Source organism: Sphingomonas hylomeconis (assembly GCF_025370105.1).
GTDB classification, from domain to species: Bacteria; Pseudomonadota; Alphaproteobacteria; order Sphingomonadales; family Sphingomonadaceae; genus Sphingomonas; species Sphingomonas hylomeconis.
In genome coordinates this window covers 432899-458984 of record NZ_JANQBK010000001.1, presented here as the reverse complement: position 1 = coordinate 458984, position 26086 = coordinate 432899, and the positions used below count along the sequence as shown (strand labels likewise).

Here is a 26086-nt window from a genome sequence, read left to right as displayed (position 1 = left end):
GGACGGGCGTGCACCTACTTACGACCGGCCGGCATGCCGGTCGCACCGATCAAGCCAGTGCGGTACGATGAGGCGGCAGACCGAACGTTGGCGACTGCGGGGATTGTCGTGGCCCTCCGATCGGTGGCACTGACGGGCCATGACCGATCTCGCTACCGTACGGCAATTGGACGCCGCCGACCCCTTGGCCGCATTTCGCGCGCGCTTCGTACTACCCGATGGGCAGACCTATCTCGACGGAAATTCTCTCGGCGCGCTGCCGCGCGCCACGGCCGCGCGCCTCGCCGATACGGTGACCCGCGAATGGGGACAGGGGCTGATCGGCAGCTGGAACGCGGCCGGATGGATCGGAGCGCCGCAACGCATCGGCGCAAAGATCGCGCGGCTGATCGGCGCCGCGCCGACCGAGGTGATCGCGGCCGATTCGACCTCGGTCAACCTGTTCAAATTGCTCGCGGCGGCCTGCGCCGCCCAGCCCGACCGCCGAGTCATCGTGACCGAACAGGGCAACTTCCCGACCGACCTCTATGTCGCGCAGGGCGTTGCGGCCTATCTTCCCGGCGTGGAAGTGCGCGCCGTGCCGCGCGCGCAAATCGCCGCGGCGATCGACGCCGATGTCGCGGTCGTCATGCTGACGCATGTCCATTACAAAACCGGCGCCATGTACGACATGCCCGCCGTGACCCGCATGGCGCAGGCGCAGGGCGCGCTGATGCTGTGGGATCTGAGCCATAGCGCCGGAGCGGTCGCGCTCGATCTCGCCGCTGCCAACGCCGATCTGGCGGTCGGCTGCGGCTACAAATATCTCAACGGCGGCCCCGGCGCACCGGCCTTTCTGTTCGTCGCCGAGCACCACCAGGCAAGCCTGCGCTCGCCGCTGACCGGCTGGATGGGCCATGCCGCGCCGTTCGACTTCGACGATGCCTATGAAGCTGCTCCCGGCATGGATCGCTTCCTGTGCGGCACGCCGCCGATCCTCGGTATGGCCGCGTTGGAGATCGGCATCGACCTGTTCCTCGAGGCGGATCGCACCGCGCTGTTCGCCAAGTCGCGTGCGCTATGTTCGCTGTTCGTCGAGCTGGTGGAGGAACGCTGCGCCGGGCTGGGCCTGACCCTCGCCTCGCCGCGCGACCCGCAGGCGCGTGGCAGCCACATTTCACTCGCCCACCGCGACGCCTATCCCGTGATGCAGGCGCTGATCGCGCACGGCGTGACCGGCGACTTCCGGGCGCCCGACATCCTGCGCTTCGGCTTCACGCCGCTATACGTGGGCTATGAGGATGTGTGGCGCGCCGTCGAAATACTGCGCGACGTGCTGACCAGCAAAAGCTGGGACAGCGACACGTATCGCCGCCGGGCGGCGGTCACCTGAGGCGACCGCCGCGAGCGTTCACCGCCCGATCGAGCTATAGGCAAAGCCGGCCTTCTCGGCATCGGACGGCGGATAGACGTTGCGCAGATCGACCATCACCGGCGCGTTCATCGCCTTGGCCACGCGCTTCAGATCGAGCGCGCGATACACGTCCCATTCGGTGACGATCACGACCGCATCGGCACCAGTCACCGCTTCATAGGCATCGTTGCAATAGCCGATGTCGGGCATCATTGCCTTCGCCGCTTCCATGCCCTCGGGGTCGTGCGCCTGGACCTTGATGCCGGCATCGATCAGGCTCTGCACGATCGACAGGCTCGGCGCGTCGCGCATGTCGTCCGTGTTCGGCTTGAAGGTCAGCCCTAGCACCGCCACCGTCTTACCCTTGACGCCCTCGCTGCCGGTGCCGCCCAAGGCCTTGATCACCTTGCGGCCCATCGCACGCTTGCGGTTGTCGTTGACCTGCACCACCGCTTCGACGATCCGCACCGGCGTGTCGTAATCTTCCGAGGTCTTGAGCAGCGCCAGCGTGTCCTTGGGGAAGCACGAGCCGCCATAGCCAGGTCCGGCATGAAGGAACTTGGAGCCGATGCGGTTGTCGAGCCCGATACCGCGGCTGACATCCTGCACGTTCGCGCCGACTGCCTCGCACAGATCGGCAATCTCGTTGATGAACGTGATCTTGGTCGCCAAAAACGCGTTGGCGGCATATTTGATCAGCTCGGACGTGCGCCGTCCGGTGAACAGGATCGGGCTCTCGTTGAGGTAGAGTGGGCGATAGATGTCGCGCATCACCTGCTTGGCGCGCTCGTCCTCGGTGCCGATGACGATGCGATCCGGGCGCTTGAAATCGCCGATCGCGGCGCCTTCGCGCAGGAATTCGGGATTGGAGACGACCGCGATGTCGTGGCCGGTATTGGCCTCGGTCATGATCTCCTCGACCTTGTCACCGGTGCCGACCGGCACGGTCGATTTGGTGACGATCACGATCGGCCCGGTCACCGCCGCGGCGATCTCCTTGCTGGCGGCAAACACGAAGCTGAGATCGGCATGGCCGTCGCCGCGCCTGGAGGGCGTGCCGACCGCGATGAACACGGCATCCGCCCCCGCTACCGCACTCTTCAGATCGGTGGTGAAGGTCAACCGGCCGGCGGCGACATTGGTCGCCACCAGCGTGTCTAGGCCTGGCTCGAAGATCGGCATCTTGCCGGCTTCCAGCGCGGCGATCTTGTTCGCGTCCTTGTCGACGCAGATCACGTCATGGCCGAAATCCGAAAAACAGGCGCCGGAGACAAGGCCGACATAGCCCGAACCGATCATCGTAATACGCATGCAGATATCCTTGAGAGATTTGAAAGATCAGCGCAGCAGATCGACCGCGAAGGCGCGAACCGACGCGCCGATATCCTCGCGGGCCAGCGCGACGGCGAGATTGGCGTGGATATAGCCGGCCTTGTCGCCGCAATCGTAGCGCGTACCCTCGAACGTCACGCCGTGGAACGGCTGGTCGCCGATCATCCGCGCCATCGCATCGGTCAGCTGGATTTCGTCCCCGGCGCCCTTGCCCTGCGTTTCGAGCACACGCATCACTTCGGGTTGCAGGATGTAGCGCCCGATCACCGCCAGGTTCGAGGGCGCGCTGCCCCGTTTGGGCTTTTCGACCAGGCCGGTGACTTCGGTCAGCGCGCCGTCACGCGCGCCGGGCGTGATGATGCCGTATTTGTCGGTCTGATCGTCACCGACTTCCATCGCGCAGATCAGATTGCCGCCGGTCTTGTTGTAGACGTCGACCATCTGCTTGAGGCAGCCTGGCGTCCCGAGCATGAAATCGTCCGCCAGCAACACCGCGAAGGGCTCGTCGCCGACGATGTCGCGCGCGCACCAGACCGCATGGCCGAGCCCCATCGGCTCCTGCTGCCGCACATAGGCAACTGCACCGGGCTGAAGCCGCGTGCTGTCGAGCACATCAAGAGACTTGCCGCGGTTCGTCATCGTCGCCTCGAGCTCATAGGCGATGTCGAAATGGTCTTCGATCGCCGATTTGCCGCGCCCGGTGACGAAGATCATCTGCTCGATCCCGGCCTCGAGCGCCTCGTCGACAGCGCACTGGATCAGCGGGCGATCGACGATCGGAAGCATCTCCTTGGGCATTGCCTTGGTGGCGGGCAGGAAGCGCGTGCCGAGACCGCCCACCGGAAACACGGCCTTGCGCAGACGCTTGATCATTCGAAAACCCCTCAAATTCTGCGGTCGCTCTATCGACATCACCTTGGCGAAACAAGGCGCGTCCCGGCCCGAAAGCCGGCCGATCACAGTCGGAACTTTACAATTATTGCGTTGCATCATGCAACGACGCCAAGCGTACTGATCGGCTCAGCTGTAAACGTCGCGTACCGTTTCCATCGCCACGAAAGTCGAGGTGCTGGCAACGTGCGGCAGGCTCGAAATCTTCTCGCCGAGCACGATCCGGTAGCGGCGGATATCCGACGTCCGCACCTTGAGCAGGTAATCGAAGCTGCTGGCGATCATATGGCATTCCTCCACCTCGGGAATGCGGCGGACGGCGGCGTTGAACTCGCCCAGCGCCGCTTCGCGCGTGTCGGAAAGCTTCACCTCGGTGAACGCGACATGATCCATGCCGAGCTTCGCAGGATCGATGATGGCGCGGAAACCGCGAATATAGCCGTCGGCGATCAGGCGACGCAGCCGCACCTGCGCCGGCGTCTTGGACAGGCCGACGCGTTCGGCCAGATCGGTGACCGTCATGCGGCCGTCCTCGCCGAGCGCCTGCAGGATGGCGCGGTCGAAACGATCAATACGACCGTCGTTTTCGGGCTCTTTGGCTGGCATGAAGTCGAATTGCGGGCAAAGTGCGTCGCGCGTCAAGCCGATTAGGGCAGATCGCCACGCAGCAAGTTCCTATATGGGACGTATTTCTTGCCGAGGATCATGCATGCCCGTCTCCTTTGCCGATTTCGCCCCATCGCTGCGGCCCAGCGATGCGCTGCGCCACGCAATCACTGCTGCGGCGCGCACGCCGGAAACCGAATGCGTGCCGAAACTGGTCCAGGCCGCAACCCTGTCCCCTGCCCTGCGCGCTACTGCGGCAGCCACAGCGCGCACCCTGATCGAGCGGTTGCGCGCGATGCCCAAGCGCGGCGGTGTGCAATCGCTGGTGCAGGAATATGCGCTGTCGAGCCAGGAAGGTGTCGCCCTGATGTGCCTCGCAGAGGCGTTGCTGCGGATTCCCGACACCGCGACACGCGACGCACTGATCCGCGACAAGATTGCCGGCGGCGACTGGGCATCGCATCTCGGCGACGGTCGCTCGCTGTTCGTCAATGCCGCGACCTGGGGTCTGGTCGTCACGGGCAAGCTGACCGATCGTGCCGACGATCGTGGACTTGGCCATGCGCTGACCCGTCTGGTCGCGCGCGTCGGCGAGCCGGTGATCCGACGTGGTGTGGATATCGCGATGCGCATGATGGGCGAGCAGTTCGTCACCGGGCAGACGATCGACCAGGCGCTCAAGCGCTCGCGCGACCGCGAAGCGCGTGGCTATGCCTTTTCGTACGACATGCTGGGCGAAGCGGCGACTACCGCGGCCGATGCCGCGCGTTATTTGAACGATTACGAGCAGGCGATCCACGCCATCGGCCAGGCCTCTGCTGGGCGCGGGATCTTCGCCGGCCCCGGCATCTCCATCAAGCTTTCCGCGCTGCACCCGCGCTACAACCGCGCGCAGCAACAGCGCGTGATGGACGAATTGCTGCCGCGCGTGCGCGGGCTCGCCATCCTCGCGCGCGGCTACAATATCGGCTTCAACATCGACGCTGAAGAAGCCGATCGGCTGGAACTGTCGCTCGATATCCTGCAGTCGCTGGCCGAGGATCCGGCGCTCGCCGATTGGGCCGGCCTGGGCTTCGTGGTGCAGGCCTATGGCAAGCGCTGTCCGCTGGTGATCGACTTTATCGTTGCGCTCGCCCGGGCGACCGACCGGCGGATCATGGTCCGCTTGGTCAAGGGTGCCTATTGGGATGCCGAGATCAAGCGCGCGCAGGTCGATGGCCTGGCCGACTATCCGGTCTACACGCGCAAGATCTACACCGACGTGGCCTATATCGCCTGTGCGCGAAAGCTGCTCGCTGCCAAGGATGCGGTATTCCCGCAATTCGCCACGCACAATGCGCAGACGCTGGCGACGATCCACACGCTCGCCGGCCCCGATTTCGTGATCGGCGATTACGAATTCCAGTGCCTGCACGGCATGGGCGAGCCGCTCTACGATCAGGTCGTCGGGGCGGACAAGCTCGATCGCCCGTGTCGCGTCTATGCGCCGGTCGGCACGCATGAGACGTTGCTGGCCTATCTGGTCCGCCGGCTGCTCGAAAACGGCGCCAACTCGTCCTTCGTCAACCAGATCGGCGACCCGGACGTGCCGATCGCCGAGCTGATCGCCGATCCGGTCGAGCGCGTCGCCGCGATGCGCATCCCCGGCCAGCCGCACGAGCAGATTGCGCTCCCCGCCGCGATCTACGGCGCGCGGCGCAATTCGGCCGGGCTGGACCTGAGCGACGAGGCCGCGCTGGCGCTGCTCGGCCACGCGCTGACCGAAAGTACGCGCCGCGATTGGGCGGCCGGCACGGGCCAATTCCGTCCGGTGTTGAACCCCGCGGATCACCGCGACGTCGTCGGCCAAGTTGCCGAGGCGAACGAGGCGGAGGCGCGCGCAGCCGTTGCCGCGGCATTGGCGGCGGCCGGAAGCTGGGCCGCCGTACCGGTCGCGACCCGCGCCGTCTGCCTGGAGCGCGCCGCGGATCTGCTCGAACAGCGCATGCCGCTGCTGCTCGGCCTGATCATCCGCGAAGCCGGCAAATCCGCCGCCAATGCGGTGGCCGAGGTGCGCGAGGCGGTCGATTTCCTGCGCTATTATGCGGCGCAGGCGCGTCAGACGCTCGGCAGCGGCAGACCGCTGGGGCCGATCGTCTGTATCAGCCCGTGGAACTTCCCGCTGGCGATCTTCACCGGGCAGGTCGCCGCCGCCCTGGTGGCGGGCAATCCCGTGCTCGCCAAGCCGGCCGAGGAAACCCCGTTGATCGCCGCCGAGGCAGTGCGCATCCTGCACGAAGCGGGCGTGCCACGGGACGTGCTCCGGCTGGTCCCCGGCGCGGGCGACGTCGGCGCGGCATTGGTCGGCGCGGACGCCACCGCCGGCGTGATGTTCACCGGCTCGACCGATGTCGCACGGCTGATCCAGCGCCAGCTCGCCGGTCGTCTTGCCGCCGACGGCCAACCCATACCTCTGATCGCCGAAACCGGCGGGCAGAATGCGATGATCGTCGATTCCTCGGCGCTCGCGGAACAGGTCGTCGCCGATGTGATCGCCTCAGCGTTCGACAGCGCCGGGCAGCGTTGTTCGGCGCTGCGGCTGCTGTGCCTGCAGGAGGACATCGCCGATCGCACGTTGACGATGCTGCAGGGCGCGGTGGCGGAACTGTCGGTCGGCGTGACCGACAAGTTGCGCGTCGATATCGGCCCGGTGATCACCGCCGAGGCACGTGACGGGATCGATGCCCATATCGCCGCGATGCGCGCAGCCGGCCATGCGGTGGTGCAGACCCCGCTAGGCCGCGAGACGGCGCGGGGCACGTTCGTCGCCCCGACGATCATCGAGATCGACCGGATCGATTCGCTGCAACGCGAAGTGTTTGGCCCGGTGCTGCACGTCCTGCGCTTCCCTAGCGGCGGGCTCGATGCGCTGATCGAGGCGATCAACGCCACCGGCTACGGCCTGACCTTCGGGTTGCACACGCGGCTCGATGCGACGGTCGAACGGGTGACTCGCAAGGTCGAGGCGGGCAATCTCTACGTCAACCGCAACATCATCGGCGCGGTGGTCGGCGTGCAGCCGTTCGGTGGGCGGGGCCTTTCCGGCACCGGACCCAAGGCCGGCGGGCCGCTCTATCTCTCGAAGCTGGTCGCACCGCACAGCTGGGATGGCGGCGCGGCGGGCGGCACCGGTGATCCGGCCTTGGTCTCCTTTGCCACCTGGCTGATCGGGCGCGGCGACGCCGCCGCCGCGGCGGCGCTAACCGATCTCGGCCTGCGCTCGCGGCTCGGGCAGGAGATCGAGCTCCCCGGCCCGGTCGGCGAGCGCAACCTGTACGGCTTTCGCCCGCGGGGTCGCGTGGCGGTGCTCGCGCAAACCGAGAACAGCCTGTGGCAACAGATCGGCGCGGTGCTGGCGACCGGCAACCGTGCGGTGGTGATCGGCGGCCCGCTGAAGACGGCGCCGGCCGGCCTGCCCGTCGACGTGGCGGCGCGGATCGAATGGTCGCGCGCCGGCCTGGACGACGCGCCCGATCTCGCCGCGGCGCTGATCGAGGGCAGCGCCGCCGAGATCGCCGCCGCGGCCCGAACGCTGGCAGCGCGGCCCGGCGCGATCGTGCCGCTATTGGCCGGCGGCCCGCAGGGCTATATGCTCGATTGGCTGCTGGAAGAGGTATCGGTGTCGATCAACACCACGGCCGCCGGCGGCAATGCCAGCCTGATGGCACTGGCATGATCGGAGAATAGCGATCGCTTCCCCCCGGCGTCCGCCGGGGGGACATTGCGTCCTAAACGCCTACCGCTTCGGTTGCGCCGCCGGTGCGGCGATCGTTTCGCGGTTGAACGTGATCGTGGTGATCTTGGCATCCAGCCCACGCACCACATCCGCGGTCAGGTCGTTGGCGAGATTGCCGCCAAGCACCGAAGTGCGATCGAGCAGCAGCCCGCATTTGCGCGCGGCATAGACCTGCGCCAGCACCGGCTGCGCCTCAGAGGCGACGCGCTGCAGCGCCTTGGCGCGCGTCGCCTCGATCTCCTGGCTGCGACGCTGCGCCTTGGCCTGAACCGGCTGCAGCCGCGCATTGAGCGCGCGTTCACGCGTTACGCGCTGTTCCGGGGTCAGCTTGGCGGCCTCAGCCTGGAACGCCTTGACGTCAGCATCGATCGGCGCGCGTTCGGCGTCGACTTCGCGCTGCGCCTCGCTCGTGATCTGGCGGATCCGTGCATCGGCAGCGAGCCCGATCTTGGCGTTGGAGAAGATTGCCTGGCGCGACACCAGGCAGATGCCGGGGATGACCGGGCCGCCGAGACCTTCGGCGATGGGCGCGACGGGCGCGGTCTGCGCGACGGCTGGCGCAGACAGCGCGAGCGGCACGAGGGCGGTGAGCAGAGCGACGTTGTTCATGGGCTAAATCCTTCGATAAGCAGCCACAATAGGTCGTTTGATCGCGCTGGCGAGCATCCTTTAACACAGGTCAGTCAAATTTTTCCGCGGGCACGACAGCCGGTTGGTGTCGCTGCGCGTTAGCGCACTCCTGAGACCATTGCGTGGCGATGGATGCTGCAAGGGAGCGGAGCGCTGAACGATATTGCCGGATGGGTCGCGCCGATCGCGACGATGATCGCCGCGATGATGACCGCCGCAAACCTCGGCGCGCGCGTCACCGGCTGGGGCTTCATCGTGTTCACGATCGGCTCGATCTGCTGGTCGATCGTCGGCTTTTCGTCGGATCAGACCAATCTTCTTGCGACCAACATCTTTCTCACGCTTGTCAACGGCGTCGGCATCTGGCGCTGGCTCGGCCGGCAGCGTGCCTATGAGGATGGCGGCAAGTCCGCCGAACGCGCCAGCCGCCGCTCGCCGGCGGCCAATTTGTTCACCGCCGGGGGCATCGCCGGCATGACCGTCGAGGACGCGCACGGCGACACGATCGGCAAGGCGGTCGAAGCGCTGATCGAGTGCCGCACCGGCACGCTCAGCTATATCGTCGTCGCCAGCGGCGGGGTCGGCGGCGTCGCGGAAGAACTGCGCGCCGTGCCGTACGATGCGCTCGCGCTGCGCCAGAACCGCATCGTGCTGGACCTCGCCGCCCCGGCCTTCCAGCACTTGCCGCCGCTCGCCGCCGGCGACTGGCCGGCGCAAGCCCCTTCCGTTCAGGCTTCCTCTTTCAGAACGGACGCAGCATGAATCTCGCGTATATCGCGACCTGCATCGCCAAGACGCTCGACACGGATGACATCGTCTTCCTCGCCGATGACGAGCAGCAGGCGGATGCCCTGTCCTGCGCCCTGGCCGCCATCCTCCCGCCGGGGTGCGTTTTCTTCATCCCGTCCAGCGACACATTGCCCGGCGACGTCACGCCCGCCTCACCCGCCAATACCGGGCGCCGCGTCGCCGCGCTGCGCGCGCTGCGCGTCGCGGAACAGCAGGCCGATCGCCCGCATCTCGCCTGCATCCTCAGCGGCGAAGCAGCGGCGCGCCGCTATCCGCATCCCAAGGCGCTCGATGCCGCGCTGCCCCGACTGGCGATCGACGATACGGTCGATACCGACGGTTTCGCCGACACGCTGGCCGATCTGGGCTATGTCGCGGACGATCGCGTCGATGAGCCGGGCGAAATGGCCGTGCGCGGCGAAGTGATCGACATCTATCCCGCCGACGCCGGCTTGCCGGCGCGGATCGACATTGCCGACGGCCGCATCGTTGCCATCCGGTCCTATGATCCGGTGACGCAGCGCACCGTCGCCGAGCTCGACTCGCTCGAGATCGGGCGCGCCGCCGAACCGCCACTGGCCGAGGCGACGCCGATCCTCGCGCATCTCCAGCCCACGCTGATCGCGCTGTCCGGCGAGGCCGACAAACGCCGCCGTCGCTTCGTCCAGCTCGCCGACGATGCGGTGGGCGGCGGCGGCGCGGCGATCGATGCGATCGACGACAAGGCCTGGAAGGCCGCGCTGAAGGGCTGGCGCACGATCGACTTCGCCGACGAGATCGTCCCCGTGCCGCATTTCGCCGAGGCGCGCAGTCCGCTCGCCGCCTTTACCCGCTTCGCCAAGCCGTTGCTCGAGGAGGGCCGCGCGCTGCTGCTCGCCGGCAGCCAGCGCGATATCCGCTTCCTGCGCGCCAAGATCGCCAAGCGGCTCGCGCGCGAGCTGGCCGATCTCTGCAGCTGGGACGAGGCGATCGCGCTTGCCCCCGGCAGCGCCGCGACGCTCTGCATGCCGGTCGATGCCGGCTTCGTCGACGACGACCGCGTGGTGATCGCGGCCGCCGATCTGCTCGGTAGCCGGGCACTGCTCGGCGACACGCCGGCCAGTGTCGGCACCCCCTGGGTCAGCGCCGGTGCCGAGATCCGCATCGGCGACGTAGTGGTGCACGAGGATCACGGCGTGGCGCTGGTTGCCGGCCTCGAGCCGGCGCCGATCGCGGACAATGATGCCGGCGAAATGGTCGCGCTCGAATATGCTGGCGGCGCGCGGCGGCTGGTGGCGATCGACGATGCCGATCGGCTGTGGCGCTACGGCGCCGATCCCGATGCGGTGACGCTCGACAAGCTCGACGGCTCGTCATGGCACAAGCGCCGTGGCGATATCGACGCGGCGATCGCCGAAAGCGCGCGCGGGCTGGCCGCGCTAGCCGCGGCGCGCGCAACGCTGGAAGCGCCGGTGCTCGATCCCGATCCCGCTGCCTACGAGAAATTCGCCAACGGCTTTCCGTTCAACGAGACCGCCGATCAGGCGCGCGCGATCGGCGCGGTGCGCGACGATCTCGCCAGCGGGCGGCCGATGGACCGGCTGGTGGTCGGCGATGTCGGCTATGGCAAGACCGAGGTCGCGCTGCGCGCCGCGGCCTTCGCGGCGCTGGCCGGCCATCAGGTGGTGATCGCCGCGCCGACCACCGTGCTGGTGCGCCAGCATCTCGAAAGCTTCCGCCGCCGCTTCAAGAAATCGGGCATCACCGTCGCCGGCCTGTCGCGCCTGTCCAGCGCGGCGGAGAAGAAGGCGACCAAGGCCGGGCTCGCCGACGGCTCGATCCAGATCGTCATCGGCACCGGCGCGGTGATGGCCAAGGGCGTATCCTATGCCAAGCTCGGCCTGGTCGTGATCGACGAGGAACAGCGCTTCGGCGCCGCCGACAAGACCCGGCTGCGCGGCGCGGGTGAAGTACATCTGCTGACGCTCAGCGCCACGCCGATCCCGCGTACGCTGCAGATGGCGCTGGTCGGGTTGCAGCAGATCTCGATCATCGCCACCCCGCCGGCGCGCCGCCAGCCGATCCGCACCAGCCTCGATACGTATGACGATATGCGCATCCGCACCGCCTTGCAGCGCGAGAAGGGCCGTGGCGGGCAAAGCTTCGTCGTCGTGCCGCGGATCGAGGATATGGCGCAGATCGGCGATAAACTGCGGCGCCTGGCGCCCGATCTCTCGTTGGTCGAGGCGCACGGCAAGATGCCCGCCGCCGAAATCGACGAGGTGATGGTCGCCTTTGCCGAGGGGCGCGGCGACATCCTGCTCGCCACCAACATCATCGAGGCGGGGCTCGACGTGCCCCGCGCCAATACGATGATCGTGTGGCGCGCCGATCGCTTCGGCCTCGCGCAACTGCATCAGCTGCGCGGTCGCGTCGGCCGCGGCAATCGCCGGGGCCAGGTGGTGCTGCTGACCGAGGCCACAGACAGCATCGGCGAACGCACGCTGAAGCGGCTGCGCACGCTCGCGACGTTCGATCGGCTGGGTGCCGGGTTCGACATCAGCGCACAGGATCTCGACATGCGCGGCGCCGGCGACCTGCTCGGCGAAACGCAGGCCGGTCATACCAAGCTGATCGGCATCGATCTCTACCAGCACTTGCTGGGATCCGCGCTGCGTCAGGCGCGCGGCGAGGATGTCGAACGCTGGACGCCGGAACTGCATCTCGGCACCGCCGGCGCGCTGCCGGAGAGCTGGATTCCGGAAGCCGATATCCGCCTGTCGCTCTATGTCAGGCTCGCGCGTCTTGCCGACGAAACGGAACTGGCAGCGTTCGAAGAAGAGCTGCTCGACCGGTTCGGCCCCGCGCCGGCTCCGGCCGAAGCGCTGCTCGCGCGCGCGCGGCTGCGCCTCGCAGCGCGCGATGCCAAGGTGCAGCGGATCGACGCCGGCGCCGCGGCGATCGCACTCACCCCGCGGCGTGACTTCAAGGCGGACACCGCCGCCGCCGGCCTGACCGAGAAAAACGGGCGCTTCCTGCTCGCTGAGCAGACCGAGGAAGCGCAGCGCGTCGACCGCGTCCAGGCGCTGCTGGAGGCGCTGGCGGCATGAGGTAGTGCCGCGTCACCCGCGCTGCTATGCCGCCGGCGACACATCGGGGCAACAGATGACATGCGGGTCGGCGTACTCAAACTCAAGCTGCAGCTGATCTGTGGCGAGACCTATGCGATGGGGCCGGGCAAGGCGGATATCCTCGCCGCGATCGAGCGCGAGGGATCGATCTCCGCCGCCGGCCGGGCGCTCGGCATGAGCTATCGCCGCACCTGGCTGCTGGTCGACGAAATGAACCGCTGTTTTCGCGCGCGCGTGGTCGAGACGCATGCCGGGGGCAGCCGCGAGCGCGGCGCGGTGCTGACTGAGCCGGGCAAGGCCGTGCTGGCGGCGTATCGCGACCTCGAAGCGCAATCGGCAGCGATCACCGATAGCGACGCCTATCGCCAGTTGAGCGAACTGGTGCGCGAAACGCCGTTGCCGGCCAAGCCTGCGGGCTGAAGCAAGGCCCGGTCGCGCGCCGGCCTTCCATAAAGCAGAAACGACGGCGCGAACCCGCCTTCCTTCCGTCGATCCGCACTATATACGCCCGAATACATCGAGTCGCCGTCGTCAGGCGACCAAAGGGTAAGACGCATGCAGCATTTCCGGGGATCCTTCGCGCTCAGCCTGATCCTTTCGGCCTGTCCATGGGCGGCGAACGCCCAGCAACTGTCGCCCGATGGCGCGGGTGCAAGCCCCGCTGCCGCAGCCCCCGCTGACGCCGAACCGGCGCCGGTCGGCGTCCCCGATGTCACCGTCACCGCACGGCGTCGCGCGGAGGATGCCCAGCGCATTCCCGGCGCGCTCTCCGTGGTGAGCGGCGCGCTGCTCGATCGTTCCTACACCGTCGACACGCAGCTCCTGTCGCTGCTCGTGCCCACGCTCAACTATAGCTCGGCCAATCCGCGCAACACCGCATTCACGATCCGTGGCCTGGGCAGCAGCGTCGTCGCGGTGAGCCAGGCGAATGATGGGCTGGAGCCCGGCGTCGGCTTCTATGTCGATCAGGTCTATCACGCCCGCCCCGCCACCGCGGCGTTCGATTTCAGCGATATCGCACAGATCGAAATATTGCGCGGGCCGCAGGGCACGCTGTTCGGCAAGAACAGCACGGCCGGCGCGATCAACATCACCACCCGCAGCCCCACCTTCACGCGCGACGCGACCGAGGAGCTTTCGGTCGGCAGCTTCAATTTCGTCCAGGCCAAGGCCGCCGCGTCTGGCCCGCTGATCGACGACAGCGTCGCGTTCCGCGTCTCCGGCCTCGTCACGCGCCGCGACGGCGTGATCGAAAACATCCGTACCGGCCGGCGGCACAACGCGATCGGCAATCAGGCGCTGCGCGGGCAGATCCTGTTCAAGCCCAGCGACGCCTTCCAGATCAATCTCAGCGCCGATTTCACCAATTTCGAGAGCAACTGCTGCACGCAGGTCTATTACCGCGTCGCCGAGCGTGACGTGGCGCGGACGCCGTCGCGCCAATTCGGCGGCCCGGCCGGGCTCGCCGCACAATTCGGCTATGCCCCGCCCAGCACCAATCCGTACGACCGGTTGACCGATATCGATGCCGCGCTCGGCGTCGATACCAATGAAGGCGGGATCGCGGCGATCGCCGACTGGAAGCTCGGCGGAGCCACGCTCACCTCGATCAGTGCGTGGCGGTTCTGGAACTGGGATGCGGCCAATGACCGCGACTATACCGGCCTGCCCGTGCAGATCGAGCAGCATATCCCCTCGCGCCAGGATCAATATAGCCAGGAACTGCGCCTCGCCTCGAACAGCGATACCGCGCTCAGCTATGTCGGCGGCCTGTATTTCTTCCGGCAGCGCGTGACCGGCCGACCGATCTCGATCTACGGCCCGGCCGCGGCACGCTATCTGATCGGCACCACCACCGGTGCCGGCGCCACCCCAGTCCCCGCCAACCTGCTCGACGGCTACGGCACCGACGGCCACACCGATTTCCAGTCGAACAGCTATGCCGCGTTTGGCGAGGTCAACTGGCGCCCGCTCGATCGCCTCACCGTCACCGGCGGCCTGCGCTACACGTATGAACACAAGACCGGCCGTTACGATACCTTCGTGTTCGGCGGCCTGCCGACCACCGACCCCGCGCTCAATGCCGCCAAGCTGTCGATCCTGCGCGGGCAGCGCTACGCCGCCCGGGTCGATGACGGCGCGCTCACCGGCCGTGCCAATATCGCGTGGCAGGCGAGCGCCGGCCTGCTCGTCTATGGCAGTTACGCGCGCGGCGAGAAATCGGGCGGTATCAACATGTCCGGCCTGCCGCTGAACGATCGCAATCTCCCCGCGACTGGCACCGCGGTGGTCCGGCCGGAAAGGAATACGGCGTATGAAGCCGGCATCAAGACGCGCTTGTTCGGCAATCGCCTGACGGTCAATCTCGCCGCCTTCCACACCAGGGTGACGGACTTCCAGACCAATGTCAGCGACACCCGCGCCGCTGCCGCGCTGCGCACCTATCTTGCCAACATTCCGCGCGTCACGGTCAAAGGCGCCGAGGGCGATCTGATCGCCGCGGTGTCGCGCACGCTCTCGCTGCGCGCGTCGGTCGCCTATGCCGATGGCCGCTATGCCGATTACCCCGCCGGCCCCTGCCCGATCGAGCGGATCGGCAACAGCGCGGCGGCCTGCGATCTGACCGGAATCGGCCTGCCCGGCCTGCCGAAATGGTCGAGCACGCTGGGCGGCGACTATACGCTGCCGGTCGCGGCGCTAGGCGGAGGCCTGTTCGCGCATGCCGATGCCACGTACCGCGCCCGGCAGCTCGGCGACCCCACGGGGTCGCGCTTCACCACGATCGGCGGCTATACGCTGGTCAACGGCAGCATCGGCTATCGCAGTGCGCGGGGCTTCGAGATCGCGCTGTTCGCGCGCAACCTGTTCGACACGGATTACATCCAGAACGTGACGATCCAGGCCGGCAATTCCGGCCTGATCCTCGCCACGCCGAGCGACCCGCGGACCATCGGCCTGACCTTGCGCGCGCGGCAGTGAGGCTCAGCCCTTGGGCGTGACCCATACCGATACGGGCACTGCGAATTTCCCCGGCGCGGGCTTGCCGACATCGACGCGGTCAGCGGTGACCAGTTCGCCGGTCGCCAGGTTGAAGGATACCCAGGGCTTGGGCATGCGGCCGAACACCATCTTCTGGATCGGCTGGCCGGTGGCGGTATTCATGATCGTTGCGGTAATGCTCATGGGCGCGTCGATAGCGAGCGCGGCGCGGGGGTGTCCAGCGGGCAAGGATGGCATTTGCGGTGAACCGACCGGCGCCGGTCGCCACCGTGCTCCTGCGCACGCAGGAGCCCAGAGTTACACCGCGCAACGCTTTGGACCCTGGGCCCCCGCTTTCGCGGGGGAACTGCTATTGGGCAGGTACCCGCTTATCGCAAAGATCTGCGGCGCATCACCCGCCACCCAGGGCGGTACCCGCACCATCGCCGCCTCGAACAGCGCCGAGCCAGTATGCCGCGCAAGCCACGCCCGCACCCGCGGCACCGGTTGCGCCGCGAACCATTCCCGATCCACCGCGGCAAATTGCCGCACGAAGGGGAAGATCGCGATATCCGTCAGCGAGCGGGTCTCGCGGCACAGGTTGTCCTGTGCCGCCAGACGCTGTTCCAGATCGACCAGTAACCCCAGCCCCGCCGCGCGATGCGCCAGCGGCTCGCTGCCATGCCGTTCGGGATATTTGTAGCGATCGAGATGATGCTTGAACGGCCCGTCATTCGCCGCGATCAGCGCCGCATTGCAGCCCCCAAGCCAGTCCTCCGGATCATGCTGCGCCAGCGCCCAGCGCATGATCTCGAAGCTCTCGTCGATCACCCGCCCGTCGGAAAGCACCAGCACCGGAACCGTCCCCTTCGGCGACGCTGCCAGCATCTCTGCCGGCTTATCGCGCAACGCCACTTCGCGCAGCTCGACCGCAATCCCGCTCACCAGCACCGCCATCCGTGCGCGCATCGCATAAGGGCAGCGCCGGAAGCTGTAGAGCACCGCCATCAGCGGCGCCGCAATCCTTCCAGCGCGATGCCGGCCAGGTTCTGCGTGCGCTTGATGTAGCGCACATGCGAGCCGGCGGGGAGCAAGGCGCGGAACCGCTCGAGATATTCCAGCGCCGCGCCGCGGCACGCGCCCTTGCCGCTTGCCTGGTTGATCACCGTCGCGGCATCGCCGAGCAGGACGCAAGGCTCGCCCATCTCGCCGGCGATCGTCGCCGCCTCGATCAGCGCCAGCCATTCGGCATCGAAACTCGATCCATGGCCGAGATCGGGCCGCAGATAGGATTTGCCCCGCGCCACGACGGCGACTTCCATCATGCCGGGATTGGGCCGGCAACCGCCGTCGAAAAACACTTTGAGCAACACGAATACCTAGATTGAGACGGCGATCAGCCGCCAAAGCCGCGGCTGCCGAAGCCGCCGCCGAAACCGGAACGCGAAATGACTGCGCTGCGCGACTGCACCCGCGCCGGCGCGCGCGCGGTAGGGTTGAACGCGCTCGTGCCCACCTGGGTGCGCCCGGTGACGTAATCACGGTTGATCCGGCTGCCCGCGCCGCCGAAATAATTGCCGTCGCGATCGCGGTACATCGGCGCGCCGCGATAGCCGCCGCCGCCGTTGAGCATCTGCCCGATCACGAAGCCGGTGAGCAACGGCGTGAAGAAACTGCCGCTGCCGCCATTGCCGCGCGCGCATTGCGCCGCGCCGAATTGCGCCTCGCACGCCTGCTGCGTATCGAAGCGCGGCGCGTTCTGCGCATTGGCCTTCTGCGCCTGGGCATAGGCCGCCTCGCACTGGTCGGCGGGGATCTTGCCCGCGGTGCGGCATTCGGCGACGCTGGTATAGCTCAGCGCGTCGACCGGCTTGTCGACCGGGCCGTCGCACGCGGTGAGCGACAGGCCGGTGCCGGCCATCAGGCTGGTCAGGACGATGGACTGCGAACGCTTCATCGGATGATCCTCTCAGGCGCTCATGCAGGCGGCGTTGAGCAGGCCGACGCCGAGCGAGATGCTGGCCATGTAGATCGCCGCGGCAAGCTCGCCGCGCACGATCCGGTCGCTGAAATCGCGCATCACGATCATCCGCACGATCGTGAAGGCGACGATCTGGATCACGCCGGCGAGCAACGCCCAGACCGCGAATTCAACCAGGCTCACCGTATGCTCGAGCGCCGAGGCGAGCGGCAGGATATAGCCCAGCAACGCCGCGCCCAGCGTGATCGCCGCAGCGACATTGCCCTCGCGGATCAGCGTCCGCTCGTTATAGGGCGTCGCCGCCTGATAGATGATCTTGAACGCGATGGTGAACAGGCCGGCCGCGACGAACGCAACGACGAACGCCACCGCGCTTTCCCAAAAACTGTAGCTGTCGGTCATCGTCTTCCCCTCACGCGTAAATCATTCAAGCCCTGAACTCGCCGAGTTCCAGCGCCATCCCTAGCATGATCTCGAACGAAACTTCGCCCGCTTCGTTTTCCTGATCGATCGCGAGCAGCAATTCCGCGCCGTCGCCCTCGATATCCCGGCCGAACAGCATGCAGGTCTGGAAGATGCGGCGATCGACGATGCCGTCGCGATCGTCGTGCAGATCCTCCCAGAACGTCACCGGCTGCTGCTTCTCCGCCTCGGGCCCGAACCAGGCGCGGCTGTATTCGGGCAGGCCCTCGTCGGTGAAGGTCCGTGCCGACAGCCGATCGCGCCATTTCGGCCGCTCGAACGGGCCGCTCGGATATTTGCTGTCCCACGGCGCGAACAGGGTGACGTCGGTCACATCCTGGCCTGCGCGGTCGTTGGTCACCGCCTGGAACATCACGTCGTCGTCGGTGTAGAAACGGTGGATGAACCCGCCATCGTCGAGCGCGACCAGGCCCTGGGCGACGATCTGCAGCGTATCCGAATCGAACGGGAAGAGCAGCGCGCCGCCGAAGCGGCGCCACGCCAGCGGATCGAGCACCACGGTGCGGCCGATCGTCACGTTGCGGATTGCCGACAGGCCGGGCTCCGTCGCGACTGGCTTGCGCCCGAACAGGCGATCGAACATCAAATACCTCGGTGGCTGGTTGGCCGTCCGTTTAGAACAATCGGGCGAGCACCGCTAGCGCCGCATGGCGGAACGCCTATGTAGGCGACAGCATTCAGGAGAGCCCACCGATGACCGACACCGTCTGGACCGTCCGCACGCTGAAGACCGCGCTCGACGATAGCGATCCGGTGCGCACCGGAGAGTTCAGCCTGCGCATCGTCGAGGGCGCCGATCCGGTATTGCTCGTCACGATGCATCAGCACGGCGATCTCGAAGCCTATGTCAACGTGAGCGAAGAACAGATCGCCGCCTCCGTGCTGCTCTGGCCGTGCGACGAACAGCCCGACCGCGCCGCGTTCAACGAATTCCTGCTCAAGGCGCAGAAGCTCGTGCCATTGTCCAATTTCGGCATCGCCACCGTCGACGACCGCGATTTCTACGAATTGTTCGGCGAATTGGCGACCAATTCGCCGCTGCACACGATCGAGACCGAATTGCGGGCGCTTGCCGAGAACGCGATCGAGGCCGCGACCGATCTGCGCTCCGCCTTCTCGCCCGCCTGACCCCCTTTTCGCTGGAGTAAATTCAAATGGCTATCTGGAGCAAACTCTTCACGCTCGGCCGCGCCGGCGCTAACGAGGCCGCAACTGCGGTGGTCGATCGCAACGCGCTGCGCATCCTCGATCAGGAAATCCGCGATGCCGACAAGGCGCAAGGTAAAGCGCGTGACGATCTCGCCGGGCTCGTGGCGCGCCGCCGCATTCTCGAGACCGAGGTCGAGAGCTATCGCGCGCAGGCCGCGAAATACGAATCGTCCGCGCGCATGGCGATGGACAAGGGCGACATGGACCTCGCCCGCCAAGTCGCGCAGCGCGTCGCCGATCTCGAACAGGATATCGCGATGAAGGCGCCGCAGATCGAGGACATGCGCGCCGCCGAGGATCAGATCCACAAGGCCGTCGCCGCCACCGATCGCAAGATCGAGCAGCTGCGCCGCGAGGTCGAGGTCGTCAAGGTGAATGAGTCGGTGCAGAAGGCGCAGTCCACCGTGGCGGCGGCCGGCGCCGGTTCGTCGCTCGGCTCGGCGGCGGAAAGCCTCGCCCGGATCCGCGAGCGCCAGGCGATCCGCGGCGAGAAGATCCGCGCCGCCGGCGAGCTCGAGGATCGCCGCACCGGCGCCGATCTCGACGAGAAATTGCGCCTCGCCGGGATCACGCCGGGCCATAGCTCGGCCGACGACGTGCTCGCCCGCCTCAGCCCGCCCAAGCCGACGCTGCAGATCGAGCAGCGCGACGACACGTCACGCGACGCCTGATGCGCCGCCTCCCCCTCACCCCGCGCGTCGATTGGCGCGCCAAGGCCGATGCGATCGGCTTCGTCTATCACGACACCGAGGGGGCGGCCTATTGGGACGAGAGCGCGGCCTATGCCTTCACGCTGAAGGAGATTGACGACGATATCGAGCCCGCCGCGGCCGAGCTGCACGCCATGTGCCTCGATCTGGTCGAGGAGGTGGTGCGCGACGCATCACTGCTGACCAGGCTGGCGATCCCGGCCGAACAGCATGATTTCGTCGCGGCAAGCTGGCGGACGAAGCAGCCGTCGCTCTACGGCCGCTTCGATCTCGCCTATGACGGGCAGGGCCCGGCCAAGCTCTACGAATATAATGCCGACACGCCGACCTCGGTGTTCGAATGCGCGACGTTCCAGTGGCTGTGGCTGGATGAATTGATCGCCAGCGGCGCGTTGCCCGCCGGGGCCGACCAGTTCAACAGCCTGTTCGACAAGCTCCGCGATCGCTTCAAGGCGATCTTTCCGACAGGCGGCTTCGTCCATTTCGCCGGCGATGGCAGCACGATGGAGGACCGCCAGACAGTGCGCTTCTTCGAGGATCTTGCCAGCCAGGCCGGTATCGAGCCCAAATATGTCGAGATCAAGGATATCGGGCTCAACGCCGCGGGTTGCTTCGTCGACGCGGAGGATTTCGAGCTGCAGGCGGCGTTCAAGCTCTATCCCTGGGAGTTCATGTTCCGCGAGCCCTATGCCGCCAATCTCAGCAAGGCCGGCGTGCGCTGGATCGAGCCGGCGTGGAAGTCGGTGCTATCGAACAAGGGCCTGCTGCCGCTGCTCTGGCAGCGTCACGAAGGCCATCCCAATCTGCTCCCGGCCTTTTTCGACGACGATCCCGCCGCCGCGTCGCTCGGTACCAGCTATGTGCGCAAGCCGCTCTTCTCGCGCGAGGGCGCCAATGTCGCGGTGACACAGGGCGGCGTGACCGAGACCGTGCTCGACGAAGGCTATGGCGACGAGGGCTTCATCCGCCAGGCGTTCCACCCTGCCCCGATGTTCGACGGCCACCATGCCGTGATCGGCGCGTGGATCGTCGGGGACGAGCCTGCCGGGATCGGCATCCGCGAGGACGAGGCTTTGGTCACCCGCAACCTCGCCCGCTTCGTGCCGCATTATATCGAGGACTAGTCCGCCACGGCCGGGGCGGCCTGGCGTTCGTCCTCGGTCAGCAGCACGCGCTTGGGGTGCGGCAAGCTTCGTGCCGCATTATATCGAGGACTAGTCCGCCACGGCCGGGGCGGCCTGGCGTTCGTCCTCGGTCAGCAGCACGCGCTTGGGGTGCGGCAAGCTTCGTGCCGCATTATATCGAGGACTAGTCCGCCACGGCCGGGGCGGCCTGGCGTTCGTCCTCGGTCAGCAGCACGCGCTTGGGGTGCGGCAAGCTTCGTGCCGCATTATATCGAGGACTAGTCCGCCACGGCCGGGGCGGCCTGGCGCTCGTCCTCGGTCAGCAGCACGCGCTTGGGGTGCGGCACTGCCTCCAGCACCGTATCGCGGTCGATCTCCATCAGCGGTTTGATGCGCCCGTCGCGAATGTCGTACACCCAGCCGTGCAGCCACAGCTCTTGCGTGCCCGCGAAGGCCGTCTGTATCGCTTCGGTGCGGGCGAGATTGACCAGCTGATCGCGCACGTTGAATTCGACGAAGCGGTTGGCCTTGGCTTCCGGGGTGGGCTGGTTGCCCAGTTCCTCCCAGTGATCGCTGGCCACGTCGCGCGCCGTCTGCAGCCACGCATCGACCGACCCGGTCGTGCCACCGTCGAGCGCCGCCTTGACCCCGCCGCAACCATAATGGCCGCAGACGATGACGTGCTTCACGCCCAGCACGGTGACGGCATATTGCAGCACCGACATCAGGTTGAGATCGTCATGATTGACGAGGTTGGCGATGTTGCGGTGGATGAACATGCCGCCGGGCGGCGTCATCGTCATCTGCTCCGGGCTGACGCGGCTGTCGGAACAGCCGATCCACAGGAATTCGGGCTTCTGGCCCAGCGTCTGGCGCTCGAAGAAGTCGGATTTCTCCTCCGTCAGCTCGAGTGCCCAGGCGCGGTTGGCGAGGAGGAGCTGCTTGTAATTCTTCATGCGAAACGGATTCCGGTAATGGGGGCGTTGATCAGCGGCGCGCTGCGCTCGGCCACGTCGCCGCGCACCGTCACGTTGATGCCGCGATACGAGGCGCCCTTGATGAAGGCATTGATGACGTCGACATTGTCGAGATCGACATAGCTGGTCGACGACAGGTCGATCAGCAGATTGGCGTTGTCGGGAACCTTGTTCAGTTCCTTCTGCAGCTCGTATTTGTGGATGAAATACAGGTTGCGCCGCGCCCGGATCAGGCAGTTCTCGTCATCGCAGACGAAGGTGATCGCCGAACGGAAGTTGCGCGCCACGACGAACACGAAGCCGACCGCGAGTCCGATGATGATGCCGATCAACAGATCGGTGAACAGGATCGCCCCGATCGTGACGACGAACGGCACGAACTGCGTCCAGCCCTGCTTGTAGCGTTCGGTGAACAGCTTCGGCTTGGTCAGCTTGTAGCCGGTCGCGATCAGCACCGCGGCGAGCGCGGAGAGCGGGATCATGTTGAGCAGGAACGGGATCAGCGCCACGCTGAGCAGCAGCCACAGACCGTGCAGGATCGTCGAGGTCTTGCTCTGCGCGCCGGCATCGACGTTCGCGGAGGAACGCACGATCACCGAGGTGACCGGCAGACCACCGATCAGCCCGGAGACGATGTTGCCGCCGCCCTGCGCCATCATTTCCCAGTTCTTGGGCGTGGTGCGGCGCTGCGGATCGAGTTCGTCGACTGCCTTCACGCTGAGCAGAGATTCGAGGCTGGCGACGATCGCCAGCGTCAGCGCGATGGTCCACACCGCGCCGTTGCCGATCTGCGAGAAATCGGGCGTGGCGAAGAAGGAGGTGAATTCGCCAAAGCTCCGCGCGATCGGCACCTGCACGAGATGCGACACGCCCAATTGCCAGTTCGGCTTGACGAGACCGAGCAGCGCGTTGCCGCCGACGCCGATGAGCACGACAACCAGTGGCCCCGGCACGAAGCGCAGCGGGCCCTCCTTGGGGCGCGCCTGATCCCACCAGAACAGGAAGGCGAGGCTGGCGGCGGCGATCAGGATCGCGCCGGGCGACAGATGCTGCTGCACCGCGGTGATGATCGCCGAAAAGGTGTTGCTGCCGTCGGCCTGGAGAAACTCGAAACTGCCTTCGAAATCGCCGTCATAGCCGATCGCGTGCGGCACCTGCTTGAGGATCAGGATCAGACCGATCGCCGCCAGCATGCCGGTGATCACCGAGGAGGGGACGAATTCCGCGGCGATGCCCGATCGCGTCGCGGCCAATGCCACCTGGATGATACCGGCCAGCATGACCGCGAGCAGGAACGCCTCGAACGACGGCAGGCGCTCGATCGCGGCGAACACGATCACCGTCAGGCCGGCGGCCGGGCCGCTGACCGACAAGGGCGATTTTGACAGGCTGCCGATCACCACGCCGCCGACGATGCCGGCGATCACGCCCGAGAATAACGGCGCACCCGAGGCCAGCGCGACGCCGAGGCACAACGGCAGGGCGACGAGAAAGACAACGATCGATGCGGGGAAATCCGCGCGCAGGGTCTTGAATAGGGGAAACGACAAATGAGACCTCGAGACGGTGCCGCGGCCGTAATTGGCGGGCTAACCGGCTCATCCTAGACCAGTGCCGACCTGCGCTGTTCCGTTCATTGCGGTGCAGCAATCAAACGTTACAGCGACGCCATCGCGGGGCAGCACAACCGGCGGCCGCGGCGCGATCAGCAACAAACGGGCCCCGAATGTTGCTCGCCCGTCAGTGCGCCTTGGCGCCGAACAGCGCGGTCACCCGCGGCACGATCAGCGCCAACAGCCCGCCGCTCAGCAATCCCACGATGGCCGAGGCGACGGCGAAGCCGAACCAGGCGCCGAGCCCCGGCGCAAACGGCATCAATCCCCCGATCGCATCGCGCACCACATGCGCGGCGTGCGGGATCGCCTCGAGATGGAATTCCTCCAGCCCGTGGATCAGGATGCCGCCGCCGACCCACAGCATCGCCACGGTGCCGATCTTGGCGATCGCCGCCAGCACGATCGGCATTGCCCCGACCAGCCCACGGCCCAACGCGCGTGTCGCGCCCTGCCGCTTGGCCAGATGCAGCCCGATATCGTCCATCTTCACCAGCAGCCCGACCACGCCATAGACGCCCGCGGTGATCAGCAGCGATACGCCGATCAGCGCCGCCGCCTGCGTCACGATCGTTTCGTCCGACACTTCGGCCAGCGCGATCGCCATGATCTCGGCCGACAGGATCAGGTCGGTGCGAATCGCCCCGCCGACCTTCTCGTTCTCGATATCTTCGGCGGTCTGCCCGGCTTCGGGCGCCGCATCGTCGGCATGGCCGTGCCCGAGCAGCGCGGCGAGGATCTTCTCCGCGCCTTCATAGGACAGATACAGGCCGCCCAGCATCAGGATCGGCGTGATGATCCATGGCAGGAAGGCACTGAGCAGCAGCGCGGCGGGCAACAGGATCAGCAGCTTGTTGCGCAGCGAGCCCTTGGCGATCTTCCAGATGATCGGCAATTCGCGCGCCGGCGTTAGTCCGGCGACATATTTCGGCGTCACCGCGGCATCGTCGACGACCACGCCGATCGCCTTGGACGACGCCTTCATCGAGGCGGCGGCGACATCGTCGGCCGAGGCGGCAGCGAGCCGCGCGATCGCCGCGACATCGTCGAGTAGAGCTACGAGGCCTGTGGCCATGAAAACATTCCCCGGTCGTTATGGGCCCCCGCGACGCGCCTACCGATCGCAGACAAGAACGGGAAGCCCCCTATCGTCGGTCGCGCGCAAGCGCGAGTCCCCGGTCAACGCGCCAGCGCGATAACCTCGCCACAGCCGGGCACATGATCGATCATGCGCTCCAGCGGCGCACCGGCGCGCCAGGCGCGGAGCGCGGCGATCGGACCGCCATGCGCGATCACCAGCGCGTTCTCCGGCAGGCGCTGCCACGCGGCGCGGGCGCGGGTCGACAATTCCGCGCCGGTCTCGCCGCCGCCTGGCCGGAACCCGGTCGGGTCCGTCATCATGCGATCCATCAGCGCGCCGGTCTCGCGCCAGATCGCATCCCAACGCCGGCCCTCCCAGGTGCCGAAATCGCGTTCCAGCCAGCCGGCGTCTTCATGAAGCGCGGCGCCGGTGCGCCGCGCCAGCCGCTCCGCCAGCATCCGCGTCCGGATCGCGCCGGAATGGACGATCGTGGCGAAGGATTGCGCGGCAAGCCGGTCGACAAGCGCTGTCGCCAGCGCCGCCCCGGCCCGGCTCCAGCCCATGTCGGATCGGCCATAGCAGCGCCCTGCCCAGGCCCGCGCCACCGGCGGGTGGCGGACGAGCAGGACGCTCATCCGGCGGCCACCGCGAGCAGCAACAGGAGCTGCCCGATATAGGCCGCGAAGCCCAGGCAGTCGCCGGTGCTGCCGCCGATGCGCCGGCGCAGGAACGCGCTGAGCCAGGCGAGGAACAGCAGGCCGGCCATCCCCGCGGCGAGCGCCGGCCAGGGCTGCAGCACGACGATCGGGATGGTGCCGGGCAGCGCCAGCAACAACGCTGAGGCAAGCCTGGCACGCGGCGCGCCGGCCATGCGCACGGCCATGCCCGCGCCGCTCGCCACCGGCGGCACGGCAGCGGCAAGCAGCACGGCGCACAGCCGGCCGGCCGTTGCCGCGCCGACGATCGCGGCAACCGCCATGGCCGGGGGCAGCGCCATCACTGCCGCCAGCCGGAGCGCGACCAGAAGCCCGAGGCCCAGCGCGCCGTAGCTGCCGATGCGGCTGTCGCGCATGATCCGGCGCGCCTCTTCGCCCTGCGCGGTGCCGCCGAACGCATCGCAGAAATCGGCCACCGCATCCTCATGGAACGCGCCGGTCAGCAGCGCCTCCACCGCCAGTGCGAGCAACGCAGCGATCAGTGGCGGCCAGACCAGGCCGGCGGCAACGAACACGCCGGCAGTGCTCAGCCCGATCAGCGATCCCACCAGCGGCAGCCAGGCCAGCGCGCGCGCCAGCCCGTCACCGGCTTGTGCCGGGGTCAAGCCGGCAAGCGGCGGAACCGGCAGGCGCGTCAGGAACTGCACCGCGAGCAGCGGCGGTGCCCACCAGGGTGCGCGACCCATG

At 67.2% G+C, this 26086-nt stretch carries 24 protein-coding genes; 9 read left to right on the top strand and 15 right to left on the bottom strand.

Features of this window, described 5'->3' with window-relative positions; translation table 11 throughout:
* The first annotated feature begins 139 nt into the window (after positions 1 to 139).
* Complete coding sequence (kynU, locus tag NV401_RS02270) at positions 140 to 1372, top strand: kynureninase (RefSeq protein ID WP_261292744.1); 1233 nt, start codon at positions 140 to 142, stop codon at positions 1370 to 1372.
* Between the two features lie 18 nt (positions 1373 to 1390).
* On the opposite strand, the gene NV401_RS02265 is transcribed toward kynU, so the two are convergent.
* From NV401_RS02265 to NV401_RS02255, 3 genes are all read right to left on the bottom strand, one after another.
* Positions 1391 to 2704 (bottom strand): UDP-glucose dehydrogenase family protein, encoded by a 1314-nt coding sequence (locus tag NV401_RS02265; protein WP_261292743.1) that lies wholly within the window; start codon positions 2702 to 2704, stop codon positions 1391 to 1393.
* Between the two features lie 27 nt (positions 2705 to 2731).
* Positions 2732 to 3598, bottom strand: a complete 867-nt coding sequence (gene galU / locus NV401_RS02260; RefSeq protein WP_261292742.1) for a UTP--glucose-1-phosphate uridylyltransferase GalU — start codon at positions 3596 to 3598, stop codon at positions 2732 to 2734.
* A gap of 147 nt (positions 3599 to 3745) precedes the next feature.
* Positions 3746 to 4222: an Lrp/AsnC family transcriptional regulator gene (locus NV401_RS02255; RefSeq protein WP_261292741.1), complete on the bottom strand. Its 477-nt coding sequence runs from the start codon at positions 4220 to 4222 to the stop codon at positions 3746 to 3748.
* Between the two features lie 103 nt (positions 4223 to 4325).
* Between NV401_RS02255 and putA the strand changes: the two genes are divergently transcribed.
* On the top strand, positions 4326 to 7937 hold the full coding sequence (gene putA / locus NV401_RS02250; protein WP_261292740.1) for a trifunctional transcriptional regulator/proline dehydrogenase/L-glutamate gamma-semialdehyde dehydrogenase: 3612 nt from the start codon (positions 4326 to 4328) through the stop codon (positions 7935 to 7937).
* A 60-nt stretch (positions 7938 to 7997) separates the two neighbouring features.
* On the opposite strand, the gene NV401_RS02245 is transcribed toward putA, so the two are convergent.
* Entirely contained in the window at positions 7998 to 8606 is a 609-nt protein-coding gene (locus NV401_RS02245) for an OmpH family outer membrane protein (protein ID WP_261292739.1), read from the bottom strand.
* Positions 8607 to 8819: 213 nt separating this feature from the next.
* Here NV401_RS02245 and NV401_RS02240 point away from each other — a divergent pair, with 213 nt between their 5' ends.
* The 4 genes from NV401_RS02240 to NV401_RS02225 all read left to right on the top strand — a co-directional run bounded on the left by NV401_RS02240 (position 8820) and on the right by NV401_RS02225 (position 15505).
* The gene (locus tag NV401_RS02240) at positions 8820 to 9389 is read left to right on the top strand and encodes a PRC-barrel domain-containing protein (RefSeq protein ID WP_380817280.1); all 570 of its coding nucleotides are present in this window, start codon (positions 8820 to 8822) and stop codon (positions 9387 to 9389) included.
* Positions 9386 to 12505, top strand: a complete 3120-nt coding sequence (locus tag NV401_RS02235) for a helicase-related protein (RefSeq protein ID WP_261292737.1) — start codon at positions 9386 to 9388, stop codon at positions 12503 to 12505. The genes NV401_RS02240 and NV401_RS02235 overlap by 4 nt, the downstream gene beginning before the upstream one ends.
* Positions 12506 to 12565: 60 nt before the next feature.
* Entirely contained in the window at positions 12566 to 12946 is a 381-nt protein-coding gene (locus NV401_RS02230; protein WP_261292736.1) for a winged helix-turn-helix domain-containing protein, read from the top strand.
* Positions 12947 to 13081: 135 nt separating this feature from the next.
* Positions 13082 to 15505, top strand: a complete 2424-nt coding sequence (locus tag NV401_RS02225) for a TonB-dependent receptor (RefSeq protein WP_261292735.1) — start codon at positions 13082 to 13084, stop codon at positions 15503 to 15505.
* Between the two features lie 3 nt (positions 15506 to 15508).
* Here the strand turns inward: NV401_RS02225 and NV401_RS02220 are convergent, their stop codons facing one another.
* From NV401_RS02220 to NV401_RS02195, 6 genes are all read right to left on the bottom strand, one after another.
* On the bottom strand, positions 15509 to 15709 hold the full coding sequence (locus NV401_RS02220) for a hypothetical protein (RefSeq protein WP_261292734.1): 201 nt from the start codon (positions 15707 to 15709) through the stop codon (positions 15509 to 15511).
* Positions 15710 to 15823: 114 nt separating this feature from the next.
* The gene (locus NV401_RS02215; RefSeq protein WP_261292733.1) at positions 15824 to 16513 is read right to left on the bottom strand and encodes a glutathione S-transferase; all 690 of its coding nucleotides are present in this window, start codon (positions 16511 to 16513) and stop codon (positions 15824 to 15826) included.
* The gene (locus NV401_RS02210; RefSeq protein WP_315369051.1) at positions 16513 to 16878 is read right to left on the bottom strand and encodes a ribonuclease H family protein; all 366 of its coding nucleotides are present in this window, start codon (positions 16876 to 16878) and stop codon (positions 16513 to 16515) included. Before NV401_RS02210 ends, NV401_RS02215 begins: the two co-directional genes overlap by 1 nt.
* A gap of 23 nt (positions 16879 to 16901) precedes the next feature.
* Positions 16902 to 17462, bottom strand: a complete 561-nt coding sequence (locus tag NV401_RS02205; protein ID WP_261292732.1) for a DUF1190 domain-containing protein — start codon at positions 17460 to 17462, stop codon at positions 16902 to 16904.
* A 12-nt stretch (positions 17463 to 17474) separates the two neighbouring features.
* Positions 17475 to 17888: a DUF350 domain-containing protein gene (locus NV401_RS02200; RefSeq protein WP_261292731.1), complete on the bottom strand. Its 414-nt coding sequence runs from the start codon at positions 17886 to 17888 to the stop codon at positions 17475 to 17477.
* A 25-nt stretch (positions 17889 to 17913) separates the two neighbouring features.
* A complete protein-coding gene (locus tag NV401_RS02195; RefSeq protein ID WP_261292730.1) occupies positions 17914 to 18552 on the bottom strand; it encodes a YjfK family protein in 639 nt (212 codons plus the stop codon).
* A gap of 110 nt (positions 18553 to 18662) precedes the next feature.
* On the opposite strand from NV401_RS02195, the gene NV401_RS02190 reads away from it, so the two are divergent.
* Genes NV401_RS02190 through NV401_RS02180 form a run of 3 tightly spaced genes read left to right on the top strand, consistent with a single transcriptional unit; the run spans position 18663 to position 21012 of the window.
* On the top strand, positions 18663 to 19097 hold the full coding sequence (locus NV401_RS02190) for a YjfI family protein (RefSeq protein ID WP_261292729.1): 435 nt from the start codon (positions 18663 to 18665) through the stop codon (positions 19095 to 19097).
* Between the two features lie 26 nt (positions 19098 to 19123).
* On the top strand, positions 19124 to 19849 hold the full coding sequence (locus NV401_RS02185; protein WP_261292728.1) for a PspA/IM30 family protein: 726 nt from the start codon (positions 19124 to 19126) through the stop codon (positions 19847 to 19849).
* Positions 19849 to 21012 (top strand): glutathionylspermidine synthase family protein, encoded by a 1164-nt coding sequence (locus tag NV401_RS02180; protein WP_261292727.1) that lies wholly within the window; start codon positions 19849 to 19851, stop codon positions 21010 to 21012. Before NV401_RS02185 ends, NV401_RS02180 begins: the two co-directional genes overlap by 1 nt.
* A 278-nt stretch (positions 21013 to 21290) precedes the next feature.
* Here the strand turns inward: NV401_RS02180 and NV401_RS02175 are convergent, their stop codons facing one another.
* From NV401_RS02175 to cobS, 5 genes are all read right to left on the bottom strand, one after another.
* Positions 21291 to 21968, bottom strand: a complete 678-nt coding sequence (locus NV401_RS02175; RefSeq protein WP_261292726.1) for a carbonic anhydrase — start codon at positions 21966 to 21968, stop codon at positions 21291 to 21293.
* Positions 21965 to 23539, bottom strand: a complete 1575-nt coding sequence (locus NV401_RS02170; RefSeq protein WP_261292725.1) for a SulP family inorganic anion transporter — start codon at positions 23537 to 23539, stop codon at positions 21965 to 21967. Before NV401_RS02170 ends, NV401_RS02175 begins: the two co-directional genes overlap by 4 nt.
* Before the next feature lie 190 nt (positions 23540 to 23729).
* Positions 23730 to 24677: a DUF808 domain-containing protein gene (locus NV401_RS02165; RefSeq protein WP_261292724.1), complete on the bottom strand. Its 948-nt coding sequence runs from the start codon at positions 24675 to 24677 to the stop codon at positions 23730 to 23732.
* A 104-nt stretch (positions 24678 to 24781) separates the two neighbouring features.
* Positions 24782 to 25318, bottom strand: a complete 537-nt coding sequence (locus tag NV401_RS02160; RefSeq protein WP_261292723.1) for a histidine phosphatase family protein — start codon at positions 25316 to 25318, stop codon at positions 24782 to 24784.
* The gene (cobS, locus tag NV401_RS02155; RefSeq protein WP_261292722.1) at positions 25315 to 26085 is read right to left on the bottom strand and encodes an adenosylcobinamide-GDP ribazoletransferase; all 771 of its coding nucleotides are present in this window, start codon (positions 26083 to 26085) and stop codon (positions 25315 to 25317) included. Before cobS ends, NV401_RS02160 begins: the two co-directional genes overlap by 4 nt.
* Position 26086 lies beyond the last annotated feature (1 nt).